At 71.0% G+C, this 16,365-nt stretch carries 16 protein-coding genes; 7 read left to right on the top strand and 9 right to left on the bottom strand.

Annotation, left to right across the window (positions count from 1 at the left end; translation table 11 throughout):
* Positions 1 to 21 precede the first annotated feature (21 nt).
* Positions 22 to 1,041, top strand: a complete 1,020-nt coding sequence (gene trxB, locus AC3EU2_RS07635) for a thioredoxin-disulfide reductase (protein ID WP_488179107.1) — start codon at positions 22 to 24, stop codon at positions 1,039 to 1,041.
* Between the two features lie 60 nt (positions 1,042 to 1,101).
* A complete protein-coding gene (trxA, locus tag AC3EU2_RS07630; protein ID WP_488179106.1) occupies positions 1,102 to 1,428 on the top strand; it encodes a thioredoxin in 327 nt (108 codons plus the stop codon).
* A gap of 252 nt (positions 1,429 to 1,680) precedes the next feature.
* On the opposite strand, the gene AC3EU2_RS07625 is transcribed toward trxA, so the two are convergent.
* From AC3EU2_RS07625 to rpmH, 8 genes are all read right to left on the bottom strand, one after another.
* Positions 1,681 to 2,817 (bottom strand): ParB/RepB/Spo0J family partition protein, encoded by a 1,137-nt coding sequence (locus AC3EU2_RS07625; protein WP_488179105.1) that lies wholly within the window; start codon positions 2,815 to 2,817, stop codon positions 1,681 to 1,683.
* Positions 2,814 to 4,235, bottom strand: a complete 1,422-nt coding sequence (locus AC3EU2_RS07620; RefSeq protein ID WP_488179104.1) for an AAA family ATPase — start codon at positions 4,233 to 4,235, stop codon at positions 2,814 to 2,816. Before AC3EU2_RS07620 ends, AC3EU2_RS07625 begins: the two co-directional genes overlap by 4 nt.
* A 250-nt stretch (positions 4,236 to 4,485) precedes the next feature.
* A complete protein-coding gene (gene rsmG / locus AC3EU2_RS07615) occupies positions 4,486 to 5,214 on the bottom strand; it encodes a 16S rRNA (guanine(527)-N(7))-methyltransferase RsmG (RefSeq protein WP_488179103.1) in 729 nt (242 codons plus the stop codon).
* 20 nt (positions 5,215 to 5,234) lie between these two features.
* Entirely contained in the window at positions 5,235 to 5,882 is a 648-nt protein-coding gene (locus AC3EU2_RS07610; protein ID WP_488179454.1) for a Jag family protein, read from the bottom strand.
* A 211-nt stretch (positions 5,883 to 6,093) separates the two neighbouring features.
* Entirely contained in the window at positions 6,094 to 7,263 is a 1,170-nt protein-coding gene (gene yidC / locus AC3EU2_RS07605; RefSeq protein ID WP_488179102.1) for a membrane protein insertase YidC, read from the bottom strand.
* Positions 7,264 to 7,330: 67 nt separating this feature from the next.
* Entirely contained in the window at positions 7,331 to 7,624 is a 294-nt protein-coding gene (gene yidD / locus AC3EU2_RS07600) for a membrane protein insertion efficiency factor YidD (RefSeq protein ID WP_488179101.1), read from the bottom strand.
* Complete coding sequence (gene rnpA / locus AC3EU2_RS07595; RefSeq protein WP_488179100.1) at positions 7,621 to 7,986, bottom strand: ribonuclease P protein component; 366 nt, start codon at positions 7,984 to 7,986, stop codon at positions 7,621 to 7,623. Before rnpA ends, yidD begins: the two co-directional genes overlap by 4 nt.
* A gap of 7 nt (positions 7,987 to 7,993) precedes the next feature.
* The gene (gene rpmH / locus AC3EU2_RS07590; RefSeq protein WP_035938086.1) at positions 7,994 to 8,131 is read right to left on the bottom strand and encodes a 50S ribosomal protein L34; all 138 of its coding nucleotides are present in this window, start codon (positions 8,129 to 8,131) and stop codon (positions 7,994 to 7,996) included.
* A 398-nt stretch (positions 8,132 to 8,529) separates the two neighbouring features.
* Between rpmH and dnaA the strand changes: the two genes are divergently transcribed.
* From dnaA to AC3EU2_RS07565, 5 genes are all read left to right on the top strand, one after another.
* Complete coding sequence (gene dnaA / locus AC3EU2_RS07585; protein ID WP_488179453.1) at positions 8,530 to 10,053, top strand: chromosomal replication initiator protein DnaA; 1,524 nt, start codon at positions 8,530 to 8,532, stop codon at positions 10,051 to 10,053.
* A 615-nt stretch (positions 10,054 to 10,668) separates the two neighbouring features.
* Positions 10,669 to 11,802: a DNA polymerase III subunit beta gene (dnaN, locus tag AC3EU2_RS07580; protein WP_488179099.1), complete on the top strand. Its 1,134-nt coding sequence runs from the start codon at positions 10,669 to 10,671 to the stop codon at positions 11,800 to 11,802.
* Positions 11,803 to 11,863: 61 nt separating this feature from the next.
* Positions 11,864 to 12,976, top strand: a complete 1,113-nt coding sequence (gnd, locus tag AC3EU2_RS07575) for a phosphogluconate dehydrogenase (NAD(+)-dependent, decarboxylating) (protein WP_488179098.1) — start codon at positions 11,864 to 11,866, stop codon at positions 12,974 to 12,976.
* A gap of 7 nt (positions 12,977 to 12,983) precedes the next feature.
* Entirely contained in the window at positions 12,984 to 14,180 is a 1,197-nt protein-coding gene (gene recF / locus AC3EU2_RS07570) for a DNA replication/repair protein RecF (protein WP_488179097.1), read from the top strand.
* Position 14,181: 1 nt separating this feature from the next.
* Positions 14,182 to 14,745, top strand: coding sequence for a DciA family protein (locus AC3EU2_RS07565; protein ID WP_488179452.1), 564 nt, complete (start codon positions 14,182 to 14,184; stop codon positions 14,743 to 14,745).
* 15 nt (positions 14,746 to 14,760) lie between these two features.
* Here the strand turns inward: AC3EU2_RS07565 and AC3EU2_RS07560 are convergent, their stop codons facing one another.
* Positions 14,761 to 16,314: a hypothetical protein gene (locus tag AC3EU2_RS07560; protein ID WP_488179096.1), complete on the bottom strand. Its 1,554-nt coding sequence runs from the start codon at positions 16,312 to 16,314 to the stop codon at positions 14,761 to 14,763.
* Positions 16,315 to 16,365: the final 51 nt, after the last annotated feature.

Genomic DNA, 16,365 nt, shown 5'->3' with positions numbered 1-16,365 from the left:
CCATGACAGACACAAGGGACGGTGTTCGTGAGCTCCTCCGCCGACGCGACTGCGATCGCGACCGACGACCAGGACGTCCGCAACGTCATCATCATCGGCTCCGGCCCGGCCGGCTACACCGCCGCGGTGTACGCCGCCCGCGCCAACCTCCACCCCGTGCTCTTCGAGGGAGCCGTCACCGCCGGTGGCGCCCTGATGAACACGACCGAGGTCGAGAACTTCCCCGGATTCCGCGACGGCATCATGGGTCCGGACCTCATGGACGAGATGCGCGCCCAGGCCGAGCGCTTCGGCACCGAGCTCGTCACCGACGACATCGAGTCGGTCTCGCTCGAGGGTGAGATCAAGACCGTCGTCGACGGGGAGGGCCGCACCTGGCGCACCCGGTCGGTCATCCTGGCCATGGGCTCCGCCTACCGCGAGCTCGGGCTCCCCGACGAAAAGCGCCTGTCCGGCCACGGCGTCTCGTGGTGCGCGACCTGCGACGGCTTCTTCTTCCGCGACCAGGACATCGCCGTCATCGGTGGCGGCGACTCCGCCGTCGAGGAGGCCACCTTCCTCACCAAGTTCGCCCGGACCGTGACGATCGTGCACCGTCGCGACGAGCTGCGCGCCTCCAAGATCATGGCCGAGCGTGCCCTCGCCAACGACAAGATCCGCTTCGCATGGAACAGCGAGGTCGCGAGCATCCACGGCGGCGACAAGCTCTCGGGCATCACCCTGCGAGACCTCCAGACCGGTGCGACGAGCGAGCTGGACGTCACCGGCCTCTTCATCGCCATCGGCCACGACCCGCGCAACGAGCTCATCCAGGGCGTCGTCGAGCTGGACGCCGAGGGCTACGTCCTCGTCGAGGGCCGATCCACGCGCACCAACCTTCCCGGCGTCTTCGCCTGCGGTGACCTCGTCGACCACACCTACCGTCAGGCCATCACCGCGGCCGGCTCCGGCTGTGCCGCCGCGCTCGACGCCGAGCGGTTCCTCGCGGCCTCCGAGCACGCCGGCGCCCCGGCCCGCGACGCCGCCCTCATCGCGCCCTGACCCTGCCCACCGACCCCCACCCACCCCCTGAACCGCGACAACCCAGGAAGGACCCCCGCCATGGGAGCCACCCGCACCACCGACGACGCGTCGTTCGACGCCGACGTCATCAAGAACAGCAAGGTCACCCTCGTCGACTTCTGGGCGCCCTGGTGCGGCCCGTGCAAGGCGATCGCCCCCGTCCTCGAGGAGATCGCCCGTGACCACGCCGACACCCTTGACGTCGTGAAGCTCAACACCGACGAGAACCCGGCCATCACCGGCAAGCTCGGCATCACCTCGATCCCGACGATGCACGTCTACAAGGACGGCGAGATCGTCAAGACGATCGTCGGCGCCATGCCGAAGCCGAAGCTCCTCCGCGAGCTCGAGCCCTTCCTCAGCTGACGAGACCCAGACACGACGAAGCCCCCGGCGCAGACGCGCCGGGGGCTTCGCGTTAGGCGAAGCGAATACCGTTCTGCCCCAACGCAATCGGTGAGAGGCGCGCAGTCCGAGCGGAGCGAGCACACGCCTGTTCGCCGCCGGCTGGGCCTGGCGGGAGCAGGAGCGCGCGCAGCGCGCGAGTGCGGATGGGACAGCGGCGAACAGGCGTGTGAGCGCGCAGCGGACCCGGAAGGACTCGGCGAGAGAGCGGAGTCAGACGGTTGAGCGGAGGTGCATGGCGTCGAGGATGCGGTTGAGGTCGTCGACGGAGGCGAAGTCGATGGTGACCTTGCCGCGGGACTTGCCGAGCGTGATGCCGACGCGGGTCTCGAGGCGGTCCGAGAGCCCGGCGGCGATGTCGTCGAGCTGCGGGTGGCGTCCACCGGCGCGCGGCCGACGCCGTGCGGGCTTCTCGTCCTCGACGCCGAGCGAGACGATCTCCTCGACGGAGCGGACGGAGAGGCCCTCGGCGACGATGCGCTGGGCCAGGCGCTCCATGGCGGCACCGTCCCCGACGCCGAGCAGGGCGCGGGCGTGACCGGCGGACAGGACGCCGGCGGCGACGCGGCGGGCGACCATCGGGGGCAGCTTGAGCAGGCGCAGGGTGTTGCTGATCTGCGGGCGCGAGCGGCCGATCCGGGTCGCGAGCTCCTCCTGGGTGCAGCCGAAGTCGTCGAGGAGCTGCTGGTAGGCGGCGGCCTCCTCGAGGGCGTTGAGCTGGCTGCGGTGGAGGTTCTCGAGGAGGGCGTCCCGAAGGAGATCGTCGTCCTCGGTGGCCTTGATGATGGTGGGAACCGTGGTGTTGCCGGCCTCACGGCTGGCCCGCCAGCGGCGCTCGCCCATGATGAGCTCGAACTGCACGCCCTCGGGGACGTCGGTGGCGTCCTCGGGGACGCGGCGCACGACGATCGGCTGGAGCACCCCGATCTCGCGGATGCTGTGGACGAGCTCGGCGAGATCGTCCTCGTCGAAGATGGTGCGCGGCTGGCGGGGGTTGGGGCGGATGGCATCGACGGGCACGTCGGCGAACTGGGCGCCGGGAACGGGCACCAGCTCAGGGCCGTCGGACACGACCGGTGCCGACGGGTCGGCGGGGGTCGTGTGCTGCCCATTCAGGGCGCTGACCTGCAACGATGCCGGGTCGGACCCGTTCGCGTCCGTGTGGTCGGCAGGCGAGTGGGTCGGCTCGGACCCGTCGGCGCCGGGGCGCTCGACGGTCTCGAGCGGCGAGGTCACGTCGGGGCGCTCCTTGAAGAACACGTCGGTGGGACGGGTCGCACCGACTCCGGCGCCGCCCGGGGGAATGAGCGCTCCCAGACCTCGACCCAAGGCACGTCGCTTGTCACTCATGAGCGCTCCTCGTTCTTCTCCGCGGCATTCTGCGCCGCCATCTCGGACGCGGCCTCGAGGTACGAGAGGGCGCCACTGCTGTTGGGGTCGTACGTCATGACGGTCTGACCATGGCTGGGTGCCTCGGAGATGCGCACCGAACGCGGCACGGTGGCCTTGAGCGTCTGGTCGGGGAAGTGGCTGCGGACCTCGTCGGCCACCTGTGCCGACAGCCGCGTTCGCCCGTCGTACATCGTCAGCAGGATCGTCGACACGTGCAGCGTCGGGTTGAGGTGGTCGCGGATGAGCTCGATGTTCTTGAGCAGCTGCGAGAGCCCTTCCAGCGCGTAGTACTCGCACTGGATCGGGATGAAGACCTCGCTCGCGGCCACGAAGGCGTTGACGGTGAGCAGGCCCAGGCTGGGCGGGCAGTCGATGAACACGTAGTCCAGCGCCTCGCCGCGCTCGGTGACCTCGGTGACGTAGGCCCGGACGGCCTTGCCCAGCCGAGTCTCGCGGGCGACGAGCGAGACGAGCTCGATCTCCGCTCCGGCGAGGTCGATCGTCGCCGGAGCGCACCAGAGGCCGGGGATGTCCGGGGACGCCTGAACGACCGTGCTCAGCGGGTCGCCATCGACGAGGACGTCGTAGATGCTCGGCACCTCGGCGTGGTGGGGGATGCCCAGGGCCGTGCTGGCGTTGCCCTGCGGATCGAGGTCGATGACGAGGACGGTGGCGCCGGCCTGGGCGAGGGCCGCGGCGACGTTGACCGTCGTCGTCGTCTTGCCGACCCCACCCTTCTGGTTGGCCACGGTGAGCACGCGCGTCGCCGCCGGGCGGGGCAGGTCGCGGCCGGTCAGGCTGATCCGCTTGCGCGCGTCCGCGGCGACCGCCTGGGCGAGCGGGGTGTCGTTGCCCGCGGCGGGTATGCCGGCGAGGTCCTCGTCGTGCGCCTCACGCGCGACGTTGGCGAGCGCGTCGGCGGCCCGCTCGGCCTCCGTGCCCTCCGTGAGGTCGGTGGCGGCTGAGTCGGTGACAGGCGCATCGGTAGCGGCTGCGTCGTCCGTTTCACGTGAAACGTCGTCCGCTCCGGCCTGCGCGTCTGCGACGTGCTCGCCCCGGATGCCCTGCGTCGGTGCGGTGGGAGCGTCACCATCCGTTTCACGTGAAACGTCGTCCGCTCCGGCGTCAATGACGGAGCCCTGCGCGTCGTCACGGATGGGGGCGTCACTGTCGGCCTCCCCGGCCGTCCCATCCTCCGACCGTGCGTTACTCTCGGCCGCGGCGCTCTCCAGTGGGGCGGCGTCGGATGTTTCACGTGAAACGTCACCGCGGGCCACCCCGTCGTCGAGCGGCCACCCCAACGGGGCGGTCGGGCGTCCCGGCAGGGCGGGAAAGCCCAGTCCAGGGGTCACGCGGCGTTCGGTCTCGACTGCCATCGTCGGAGATCCACCTCACGGTCGTCGGTCACGGACCCCCATCCAACAGGAGCACCCACCGACACACCAAAACGCCGCTCCGGTGCGGCCGTCGTTGCGCTCTTGGCGCAATGTTTCACGTGAAACGCGTTCGCACGCCCCGTGCCGAGGCCTCCGCGTGCGACCGGAACGGCACGGTCTCGAGAGGCAGGCGCCCCACCGCGGCGTGGCTCAGCCGCCCGGCCGCGAGCCAGTGCTGCGTCCCCGCCGGTCAGGAGGTGGGGCGGGACGGCTTCTCCCGGCGGGCCTTCGACGCCGCCTTCGCGGCCTTGCTCCGGGCGGGCCGCGGCTCGAAGGTGAGGTCGAGCGTGATCGTCGGCTCGTCCAGGACGGAGTCACCGTGCTGACGAACCGCGGCATCGACGAGCCCCAGCTTGTTGAGGTCGCGCCGGTCGGCCTCGAGCTCCTCCGGCGCGGAGCGGCCCTTCATGGCGACGAGGGTCCCGCGTCCATCGAGCAGGGGGACGCACCAGCGCGCCAGCTTGGCGATGCGGGCCACGGCGCGGGCCGTAACCCAGGGTGCGGCGACGACACCGACGAGCTCCTCGGCCCGACCGCGGTGGACCGTGACGTTGTCGAGCCCGAGCTGCGCCACCGTGTCGCTGAGCCAGTCGGTCCGGCGCTGCATCGGCTCGACGAGGTGCACGTCGAGGTCGGGACGGGCGATCGCCAGCGCGATCCCCGGCAGCCCCGCTCCCGAACCGACGTCGACGAGTCGGGCTGCCGCGGGAAACGCGTCCTCGATGACGGCGCAGTTGAGCACGTGACGCTCCCACAGCCGCGGCACCTCGCGCGGACCGATGAGCCCGTGGCTCACCCCTGTGTCGGAGAGGATCGCGACGAACCGGTCGGCGAGCGGCGCACGGTCCCCGAACACCACAGCCGCACCCGAAGGTGCGGCTGGGGGTGTGGTGGGGGCGTCGTCCTGCTCGCCGCTCACCGTTTCACGTGAAACATCGCTCACGCGGGCAGGACCACGACATGACGACGGGGCTCGACGCCCTCGGACTCGGACACGAGACCGGCAGCGAGGACCTCGTCGTGGACGACCTTGCGCTCGAAGGCGGTCATCGGGTCGAGCGCGGTCTTCTCGCCGGACTCCCGCACCGCCTCGATGGCGTCTTTGGCGACCTCGACCAGCTCGGCACGACGTCCGGCGCGGTGACCGGCGACGTCGAGCATGAGCCGGCTGCGATGGCCGGTGGCCGACTGCACCGCGAGGCGGGTGAGCTCCTGGAGCGCGTCGAGGACCTTGGCGTTGTCGCCGACGAGGCGGCGCGGGACGCGACCGTCCTCGGAGTCGACGATGGCCACGGCCGCGCGGTCGCCGTCGATGTCGACGTCGATGTCCCCGTCGAGGTCGCAGATGTCGAGGAGGTTCTCGAGGAAGTCGGCGGCGACCTCCCCCTCCTTCTCGAGGTCGGCCGGGGCGCTGGGCGCGGCCGAGCCCTCGTCGCCATCGCGGCGGGCCGTCTCGGCGACGTCCCCGTCCTCGTCATCCGTCGACGTGGATGAGTCGTCGGCGTGGTCGGCGTCGCCGGCCTCGGCGGCGTCGCTGTCGACCTGGTCGGACGAGGCAAGCGCGTGCTCGCCGCTCCCGACGGTCACGGTCTCCGTCTCGGCCGAGTCGGTGCCCTCGGTCGAGGTCGGCGACGCGGTGGTCTCGTCGACGGAGTCGCTCGACTCCTCCTGCTCGGCCAGGTCGCGTGGGGTGCTGGTGTCGCTCATCGGGTGGTTCCTCTCGTGGCGGCGAACGTCGTGGTTCGCCGGTCCGGAGCCGCATCGTCGCAGGTCAGGGACCTGATGCGGCCGTGGGTGGTCACTTCTCGGTCTGGGCGGCCTTGCCTGCTCGCGGGCTCTTGCCGGTCCGCGCTGCCTTCGCGCCGCGTGCTGCCTTGTCGGTTCGCGGAGTCTTGTCGAGCCGCGGGCCCTGGGCCGCCTGTGTGGGCTGGTCACCCTGCGTGGGCGCATCACCCGGCGTGGCCGTGGGGCCCTGGGCCGGCTTGTCGGTGGCGGCGCCGGCCGGGCCCTTCTTCTTCGCCCGCTTCTTGCCCTTGGGCTGGACCCGCTGACGGGTGCGCTCCGCGGCAGCCTCGGCCTCGGCCGCCTCCGCGGCCTTGCGCTCGGCCTCGCCGGGGATCGGCTTCCCCCGCTTGGCGAGCCGCTCGTGCAGGGCCTTCTCCGCCGCCGACCCCGGGGCCGGCATCTTCCGGATGACGTAGAACTGCTGGACCATCGACCACAGGTTGGTGGTGAACCAGTAGAGGAGGACACCGATCGGGAAGTTGATGCCCGAGACCGCGAAGACGATCGGCATGACGTACATGATGAGCTTCTGCTGCTTCGCGAACGGGTTGTCCAGCGCCGACGCCGGCATGTTCTTGGTCATCAGCTGGCGCTGCGTCGTGAACGTCGTCGCCGACATGAGGATGATGAGGATGACCGTGACGATGTACGTCGCCGTGTTGTCGGCACTGAGGAAGGTGTCGGACAGCTGGGCACCGAACAGCGTCGCGGACTCCGCCTGACCTGCGACAGTCCGGGTGATCGGCCCGATCGGCTCGTTCGCACCCGTCGAGATCTTCTCGAGGCCGTTGAGGACGCGGAAGAGGCCGAAGAAGAACGGCGACTGCACGAGGATCGGCAGGCACGAGGAGAACGGGTTGGTGCCCTCCTTGCGGTAGAGCGCCATCGTCTCCTGGGTCATCGCCTGGCGGGACTCGGGGTCGCTCTTGCCCTTGTACTTCTTCTGGATCTTCTGCAGCTCGGGCTGGATCATCTGCATCTTGCGCGACGCGTTGATCTGCTTGACGAACAGCGGGATCATGGCGGCTCGCATGACGATGACGAGCCCGATGATCGACAGGCCCCAGGCCAGGCCCGACGCGGGGTCGAGGCCGATCGACGTGAACGCCTGGTGGAAGCCGTACATGATCCACGCGACGAGGAGCTCGATCGGGCGGAGCAGGGTGTTGAAGAAGTCTCCCATGCTGTCCTTCGGTTGTTCCGACGTCTCTGCCGGGGGTGGGCCCACACCGTGCTGCAGGGTGTGTGGGTCAGGTGGTGGTCTCGTGGGGGATGTGGCGGGCGATCAGGTCCTCGTCACTCGGCTGACCCGGCAGCGGCGGCACGTGGTCGACGCCACCGGGGGTCCAGGGGTGACACCTGCCCAACCGACGGATCGTGAGCCAGGTTCCGCGGAACAGGCCGTGCCGGCTCAGGGCGGTCACGGCATACGCGGAGCAGGAGGGGTAGTAGCGGCACGTGGCCGGGGTCAGCGGCGAGAGGACCAGCTGGTAGGCGCGCACGAGCCACACGAGCGGCTTGGCAGCGACCTGACCGAGGGTCATCTGGCGACCTCGAGTCGGCGAATCACCTTGTGCAGCAATGGTTTCATTTCCTCGGAGAGCTCCGCGAACGTTGCCCGGGCAGCAGCCGGCTGGGCGCGAACGACGACGTCGGCACCACGAGGTATGCCGGTCAGCTCGGTCGCGACGGCGGCGCGCAGCCGGCGCTTGGTCCGGTTGCGGACGACCGCGTTGCCGACCCCCTTGGACACGACGAAACCGACCCGCGGCGGGAGTCCCGCACGAGAGTCGGTCACGTTGGCGTGCACCACGAGGATCCTCGATCCGGCTCGTGTCGCACCGGGGGCACGGATGGCCGTCGCGAAGTCCGATCGCTCTCGCAGTCGGTTCGGCGCCGGCAGCACCGGGGCCTCAGGCGGAGAGCTCGGAGCGACCCTTGCGGCGACGGGCACCGAGGATGGCGCGGCCGGCGCGGGTGCGCATCCGCAGGCGGAAGCCGTGGGTCTTGGCCCGGCGGCGGTTGTTGGGCTGGAACGTACGCTTGCTCACGGTGAACTCTTCTCACGGGACGGACCCAAACGGCACGGGTCCTGCATGGTCGGGGCAGTCTGGTGGTGCTGGCTCAGTGACTGTGGGCAGGCGTCAGTGGCCGCACCAACAGGCCATGCCACGGTACGGGAGGGGGCCCGTACGGGTCAAACTCGCATCGCCGCACGCCGTGGAGCAGGGCAACCGCCTATGCTCTCACCTCACGGTGCGCCCGTCCGAGCACGACACGCCGTGGTCGACGGACACATCGCTCTCGAGGGCCGCACGGGTTGCCGCACCGTCGCCCCCTTGTTAGCGTCACCCGGCATACCCACAGTCTGTGGACAACTCTGTGGACATCTCCAGGGCCACGCACGACAACGAGCAGAAGGAAGAGTGGTCAGGTGCCGGACGTGGGGATGGACCAGATCTGGCGCACGACGCTGGACGCCCTCGACTCGGACGGCATCCCCGTCCAGCAACGGGCCTTCCTTTCGCTGGCCAAGCTCGTCGGCCTGCTCGACGAGACCGCGCTCATCGCCGTCCCCAACGACTTCACCAAGGACATCGTGGAGACGCGCCTGCGCGACCGGGTCACCGAGACCCTGAGCAGCCAGCTCGGCCACACGGTGCGCCTCGCGGTCACCGTCGACTCCTCGCTCGGCGACATCCCCGTCCTCGACCCGCCGGCCGACGGCCCCACGGGCACGACGACCACCGACCCACGCGAGCTGGGGGGCACCGACGGCGACGGGCGCCACGCCGAGCGCCGCGCGGAGCTCGACGGGATCGCCCTCGTCGAGGACGACGACGACGGTGACTCCTCGCGCACCGGCCGGTCCGTCGGGCACACCCGCTCCCCGGGAGCCCTGCGCCCGCGCCCGGGTGTCACGGTCCCCGAGCAGGTCGAGCTGACCCGGCTCAACCCCAAGTACACCTTCGACACCTTCGTCATCGGCGCGAGCAACCGGTTCGCCAACGCGGCCGCCCTCGCGGTCGCCGAGACGCCGGCCAAGGCCTACAACCCGCTCTTCATCTACGGGGAGTCGGGGCTGGGCAAGACCCACCTCCTGCACGCGATCGGGCACTACGCCCGCAACCTCTTCCCGCACGTCAAGGTGCGCTACGTGAACTCCGAGGAGTTCACCAACGACTTCATCAACAGCATCCGCGACGACAAGGCCGCCAACTTCCAGCGCCGCTACCGCGATGTCGACGTGCTGCTCATCGACGACATCCAGTTCCTCCAGGGCAAGGTGCAGACGCAGGAGGAGTTCTTCCACACGTTCAACACCCTGCACAACGCCAACAAGCAGGTCGTCATCACCAGCGACCTGCCCCCCAAGCTGCTCAGCGGCTTCGAGGAGCGGATGCGCAGCCGCTTCGAGTGGGGTCTCATGACGGACGTGCAGCCCCCCGACCTCGAGACCCGCATCGCGATCCTGCGAAAGAAGGCCGCCCAGGAGAAGCTCAGCGTCCCCGACGACGTCCTCGAGTTCATCGCCTCACGGATCAGCACCAACATCCGCGAGCTCGAGGGTGCCCTCATCCGGGTCACCGCGTTCGCGAGCCTCAACCGGCAGCCGGTCGACATCTCCCTCGCCGAGATCGTCCTCAAGGACCTCATCCCGCACGACAGCTCGAGCCAGATCACGAGCGCGACGATCATGGCGCAGACGGCCGCGTACTTCGGGCTCACCCTCGAGGACCTCCAGGGACAGTCCCGCTCCCGCGTGCTCGTCACGGCCCGCCAGATCGCCATGTACCTGTGCCGTGAGCTCACCGACCTCTCCCTGCCCAAGATCGGGCAGCAGTTCGGCGGACGCGACCACACGACGGTGATGCACGCCGACAAGAAGATCCGCCAGCTCATGGCCGAGCGCCGAGCGATCTACAACCAGGTCACCGAGCTGACGAACCGGATCAAGCAGCAGTCCCGCTGACGGGCCCGGGTGTCGTCCCACCCGTCGTCCACAGGTTCATCCACACCTGTGGGGTCTCCGTCATCTCCCCGACACCTCCCGGCCGCGTGCCGGACGTCCTGGCACGAGCGGGGCGCGTCCCGATGCCGCCGTCCACGGGCTGTGCACAAGTCTGTGGACAACTCCACACCCCCGCACCTTGGACAAACCTTTCATCCCCATGGCCCTGTGGATGACTGTGGACAACCCACCCTCGCGACGTGGACGGGGCGGGACGTTCCGGTGGACGCGAGCGGACGGCATACCCGTCGTCAACAGGACCTCGCTCTCGCTCCACACGCGGTCCACCGCTCGTCCACCGGCGCGTTGTGGGCCTGGCCTGCACGGACACCCGGTTGTCCACAGGATCCACACCTCCTACCACGATGACGAGATCTCCCTCTCTCCTGTCCTGCCCCGATGACCTGCCTGTGGATCCGAGCCTCGAGCGAGTCGAGAACGACACCATCGGGCTCACGTCACCCCCGAGGCCGTCGTGCACTAATGTCATCCTTCCCGTACGCCCGCGCCGTGACCCTGCGTGCGCTCCAGCCTGCAGCGTGCCCGTTGCAGCACCACAGTGAAGGTCGGTATGCCGTGAAGTTCCGCGTCGAGCGTGAAGTCCTTGCCGAGGCGGTCACCTGGGTGGCCCGTGGACTTCCGGCGCGTCCGCCCGTCCCCGTGCTCGCCGGCATCCTCATCGAGGCCAGCGAGGAGGGGACGGTGACGCTCTCCGCGTTCGACTACGAGGTCTCCGCCCGGCTCACCGTCCCGGCCGAGGTCAGCGACGCCGGCACCGTGCTCGTCCTGGGCCGGCTGCTCGCCGACATCTCGCGCAACCTGCCCAACAAGCCGGTCGACGTCGAGGTGCACGGCTCCAAGGTCCAGGTCGTCTGCGGCTCGAGCCGCTTCAGCCTGCTGCAGATGCCCTCGGACGACTACCCGACCCTGCCGACGTCGCCGGAGCCCAGCGGCTCCATCGACGGCCACCTCTTCACCCAGGCCGTCGGCCAGGTCGCGATCGCGGCGGACCGCGGCGACACCCTGCCGATCCTCACCGGTGTGCGCGTCGAGATCGAGGGCGACAAGATGACGCTGCTCGCCACCGACCGCTACCGCCTGGCCATGCGCGAGCTCACGTGGAACCCCACCGACAGCGCCGCGAGCCACATCGTGCTCGTCCCGGCCCGCACCCTCTCGGACACCGCGCGCTCGCTGGGTGCCAGCGGCTCGATCGACGTGGCCCTCGGCTCCGCGGCCGGTGGCGACGGGCTCGTCGGCTTCGAGGCCGGCTCCCGCCGCACGACCACCCGCCTGCTCGACGGCGAGTACCCCAAGGTCAGCTCCATCTTCCCGTCGACCTCCGAGACCGAGTCGGTCGTCGCGACCGCCGACCTCGTCGAGGCCGTCAAGCGCGTGGCGCTCGTCGCCGAGCGCAACACCCCCGTCCGGCTGCGCTTCAGCGAGGGCCAGGTCGCCATCGAGGCCGGCACCGGCGAGGACGCCCAGGCGAGCGAGGCCGTCGAGGCCACGCTCACCGGCCCCGACATCGAGGTCGCGTTCAACCCCGGCTTCCTCCTCGACGGCCTCGGCGCGGTCGGCACGGAGTTCAGCCGGCTGTCGTTCACGCAGCCCTCACGGCCGGCGGTCCTCAGCGGCCAGGCCGAGATCGACGGCGAGGCGGACACGAGCTACCGGTACGTCATCATGCCGGTGCGTTTCGCGAGCTGAGCGGCGTAGCCTGACCAGCACTGCGCGCACACGAACGTCCGCCACCTGAAGGGGCAGCCACATGCAACTGGGACTCATCGGCCTGGGCAAGATGGGCGGCAACATGCGCGAGCGCATCCGTCGCGCCGGGCACGAGGTCGTCGGCTACGACCGCAACCCAGACGTCTCCGACGTCAGGACCCTCGCCGCGCTCGTCAAGAAGCTCGAGGCGCCGCGCGTGGTCTGGGTGATGGTCCCCCACGGTGACCCGACCCGCGAGACCGTCGCCAAGCTGGCCGACCTCCTCGACAAGGGTGACCTCGTCATCGACGGCGGCAACAGCCGGTTCACCGACGACATCGAGAACGAGAAGCTGCTCAAGACCCAGGGCATCGGCTACCTCGACTGCGGCGTCTCCGGCGGCATCTGGGGCCTCGACAACGGCTACGGGCTCATGGTCGGCGGCACGAAGGCCAACGTCGCCAAGGCGATGCCGATCTTCGACGCGCTGCGTCCCGAGGGACCGCGCGACGAGGGCTTCGTCCACGCGGGCGACATCGGCGCCGGCCACTACGTGAAGATGGTCCACAACGGCATCGAGTACGGCCTCATGCACGCCTACGCCGAGGGCTACGAGCTGCTCCAGAAGAAGGACATCGTCAAGGACGTCCCCGGCTCGTTCAAGGCGTGGAGCCGCGGCACCGTCGTGCGCTCCTGGCTGCTCGACCTCATGGTCAAGGCGCTCGAGGACAACCCCGAGCTCGAGGACGTCTCCGACTACACCGCCGACTCCGGCGAGGGTCGCTGGACCGTCGAGGAGGGCATCGCCAACGCCGTGCCCATGCCCGTCATCTCGGCCTCGTTGTTCGCCCGCTTCGCCTCGCGGCAGCAGTCCTCCCCGACGATGCAGGCCGTCGCCGCCCTGCGCGGCCAGTTCGGCGGCCACCAGGTCATGTCGATCGGCGAGGGCGACACGCTGCGCTCCGAGGCGGCCGCCGGGCCCAAGGCGCCCGAGACCGCCAAGGCCAAGGCGGCCCGCAAGGAGAAGCCGGTCAAGAGCGCCACCAAGGCCGCCGCCAAGGGACGCGAGGCCGCCGCGGCCGGCCCGTCCTCGGGATCCGGGTCGACGGGGTCGCCCTCCGGCCCGACGTCCGGCACCGCGTCGACGCGGAAGCGCGCCGCCAAGAAGACCTGAGCCCCGCGTGTACGTCCGACACCTCACGGTCGGTGACTTCCGCAGCTACGCGAGCGCCGAGCTCCCGCTCGAGCCCGGGATCACGACCTTCGTCGGGCTCAACGGGCAGGGCAAGACCAACCTCGTCGAGGCGATCGGCTACCTCGCGTCGCTGAGCAGCCACCGCGTGTCCAACGACGCGCCGCTGGTCCGTTTCGGCGCCGCCCAGGCGATCATCCGCGGCGCGGTGGTGCGCGACGGCCGCGAGTCGATGGTGGAGCTGGAGATCACCCCGGGCCGGGCCAACCGGGCGCGGCTCAACAAGTCGCCGATGACCCGCCCTCGTGACGTCCTCGGTCAGGTGCGCACCGTACTCTTCGCGCCCGAGGACCTCGCGCTCGTCAAGGGCGACCCGTCGGAGCGCCGACGCTTCCTCGACGACCTCCTCGTGGCCCGCCAGCCGCGCTGGGCCGGGGCCCGGGGCGACTACGACAAGATCCTCAAGCAGCGCAACGCCCTGCTCAAGTCGGCGGCGCCCGTGTTGCGCGGGCGCGGCAAGCAGCGGCGACCGGTCGAGGGCCTCGACGTCGCGAGCGAGCGCGAGGACGCCCTGCGCACGCTCGAGGTCTGGAACGGTCAGCTCGCCGGCGTGGCGGCGCCCCTGCTCTATGCGCGGCTCCGACTGCTGCGCGACCTGGGGCCTCTGCTCGGCAAGGCCTACGACGAGGTGAGCGCGGGCCAGTCCGACGCCCGGGTGAGCTACCGCGCCTCGGTGCGCGAAGAGATGGCCGCCCGGATCGCCGCCGGCGAGGTCCCCGAGATGGCGGAGCTGCACGCCGAGCTGCTCGAGGCCTTCGCGGAGGTGCGGCCGCAGGAGATCGAGCGGGGGGTCACCCTCGTCGGGCCGCACCGCGACGACGTCGTCCTCACCCTCGGCGAGCTCCCGGCCAAGGGCTACGCCAGCCACGGCGAGTCCTGGAGCTTCGCCCTGGGACTCAAGCTCGCGGCATACCACCTGCTCCGGCACGACCTCGGGGACGACCCGGTCCTCATCCTCGACGACGTCTTCGCCGAGCTCGACTCGGGACGCCGTGCGCGCCTCGCGGCGATGGTGGCCGACTGCGAGCAGGTGCTCATCACCGCGGCCGTCGAGGAGGACGTCCCGGTCCAGCTGCGGGGACGCACGTATGCCGTGTCGCTGGGTGAGGTGACCGCGCGTGAGTGACGTGACCGGTCCCGGTGGCGTGCCGGGCACCGACGAGGGCTCCGACCCGGACGCGGGGCCGACCCCGGAGGACGCGATCGGCGCCCCGGCGGACGCGCTGCTGCGGGCGCGGGCGGCGGCCCGGGCTCGAGGGCTGCGCCCCGGCGTCAAGCCGAAGCGGCGGTTCAAGGACATGCCGGGGGTCGGTGGCGAGAGCCGGCGCGGCGGTCGGGACCCGCAGACGCTCGGCGACGAGCTCGACGCGTTCGTCAGCGAGCGCGGGTGGAAGGTCGACGTCGCCGTCGGCTCGGTCATCGGCCGCTGGCCCTCGATCGTCGGGACGGAGGTCGCGCAGCACTGCCACCCGGTCGAGTTCGTCGACACCGTCCTCACCGTGCGGGCCGACTCGACCGCGTGGGCGACGAACCTGCGGCTCATGGCCAACACGCTCATGGCCTCGCTCGCCCGCGAGGTGGGCGAGGGCACGGTGAGCCAGATCCGGGTCGTCGGACCGTCGGCGCCGTCGTGGTCCAAGGGTGCGCGCCGCGTGCAGGACGGCCGCGGGCCGCGCGACACCTACGGCTGAGCCTGCCGCTCTGGCCTACTGGTAGGAGATGAACGAGGGGCGCGGGTCGACCCGGTCCATCGTCTGCTCGACGCTGAGCATGGGCCGGTCCTCGTCCTCGAAGTTCTTCCAGCCGAGCCACACCCCCGCGGGCAGGCTGCGGCGCAACGCGGTCCACGTCTCCTGCTTCGCCCCCTGCGACCCCTGGCCGTCGGCGTGCAGGAGCCACTGGATCTCGTCGAGCGAGGTGTCGAGGCGCTCCCGGTCGCGGATCATCCTCAGGTTGAACTGGTGCAGGGTGAGCACCTTGGGCGGCAGGTCGTGGTCGCGGACGATCCCGGCGAGCCAGGCCCCGACCTCGTTGACCTCGTCGATGCCGACCGAGCCGATCTGGGTGAGGTGCACCTGGTCCGGGCGCAGCCGCCACTCGGGGTCGAGGGCGAGTCCCACCCAGGGACGCCGGAGCAGCTCCTCGTAGGCCTTGGCCTGGGTGAGGAAGTCGGAGCGGCCGGGCTGGAGGTCGAGGACGACGTAGACCCCGGCGTCCTCGGCGGCCTCGATCCACGGCAGGAGGGTCGAGATCTTCGTGCGGGTGGAGTAGGAGCCGTCCTGCTTCGACACCGAGGCCACGGTGGCGATGAGCTCGAACGCGGGGACGACGCGCGTGTCGGTCAGCGCGGCATACTCCTCCGCCAGCTCGGTGGCCCGCTCCACGGCCTCCGCGGGCCTCTGCTCGCCGAGCATCCCCAGCGCCGCGGTCAGCGGGTGTCCGTAGAGCGCGACCATCATCCGGTCCGGGAACGGCAGGAGCCCGCCACCGGGCAGCTCGGGGGCCCGGGCCGTGGTGCGCACCCGCTGGGCCAGCACGTGGTCCTCCCCGAAATCGGCGCCGAGGGCGAGCACCGGGCCGTTCGGGCTGGATCTCAGGGCCTCCCGGGCCGCGGTCGAGGTGCGGACGTCCGTCACCGTGACCTCCACGGGTGCGGAGCCGGCGAGGTGCAGCCAGGGCTCGAGCGCCGGAGGGACCGGGGTGCCGGCGCGAAGCAGGACCGTCGCCGCTCCCTTGCGGGGGGTCGCCGGCAGCCCGGGCAGGTCCGGGAGGTCTGCCACGGCCGTGCCCTCGACGACCTCGCGGTCACCGAGCTCCTCGGGGCCGTCGGGGCCGTCGGGGCCGGCTGGGCCGGCGGGCGGGCGAGGTGCGCGGGCGGCATACCGGATCACCGTGTGGGTGGCGAGCCGGTCGAGCTCGGCGACGAGCGCGGGCCCGGCGACGAGCAGCGGGACGCCGAGGTGGAGGGCCGCGGCCACGGCGTCCGCGAGGTCGGCGTCGTCGGTCGAGCTGACGACCACGGTGGTGGCACGGTCGAGCAGGGCGCGGGACGCGGCGGCGGTCACCTCGTCGAGCCCCGGGCCGGCCGGGTCCACGGCACCGGCGGTGCCCGTCGGCCGGAACGTCAGCTCGTGAGCCCGGTCCTCGCGGTCCTCCGTCCCGCCCGGGATCGAACAGGCGGCCACGGGTCCGCTCGCCAGGACGACGACGGCCGCGGCGACGGATCGGAGGGCGACACGGCGGGGCAAGGGTGTGGTCATGCGTGGTGACTCCGGGGGCGACAGGCGTCGGGCTGCCTCCACCATGACACG

It is taken from the genome of Knoellia sp. B-D-2 (assembly GCF_057714695.1).
The sequence above is the reverse complement of the archived record's forward strand: the minus strand, read 5'-3'. Positions and strand labels throughout refer to the sequence as shown.

Bases quoted from the DNA above. Each gene is read 5' to 3' on its own strand.
- trxA (WP_488179106.1), top strand. From the start codon at position 1,102: ATGGGAGCCACCCGCACCACCGACGACGCGTCGTTCGACGCCGACGTC.
- AC3EU2_RS07625 (WP_488179105.1), bottom strand. From the start codon at position 2,817: ATGAGTGACAAGCGACGTGCCTTGGGTCGAGGTCTGGGAGCGCTCATT.
- AC3EU2_RS07620 (WP_488179104.1), bottom strand. From the start codon at position 4,235: ATGGCAGTCGAGACCGAACGCCGCGTGACCCCTGGACTGGGCTTTCCC.
- yidC (WP_488179102.1), bottom strand. From the start codon at position 7,263: ATGGGAGACTTCTTCAACACCCTGCTCCGCCCGATCGAGCTCCTCGTC.
- yidD (WP_488179101.1), bottom strand. From the start codon at position 7,624: ATGACCCTCGGTCAGGTCGCTGCCAAGCCGCTCGTGTGGCTCGTGCGC.
- dnaA (WP_488179453.1), top strand. From the start codon at position 8,530: ATGGACCAGATCTGGCGCACGACGCTGGACGCCCTCGACTCGGACGGC.
- gnd (WP_488179098.1), top strand. From the start codon at position 11,864: ATGCAACTGGGACTCATCGGCCTGGGCAAGATGGGCGGCAACATGCGC.
- AC3EU2_RS07560 (WP_488179096.1), bottom strand. From the start codon at position 16,314: ATGACCACACCCTTGCCCCGCCGTGTCGCCCTCCGATCCGTCGCCGCG.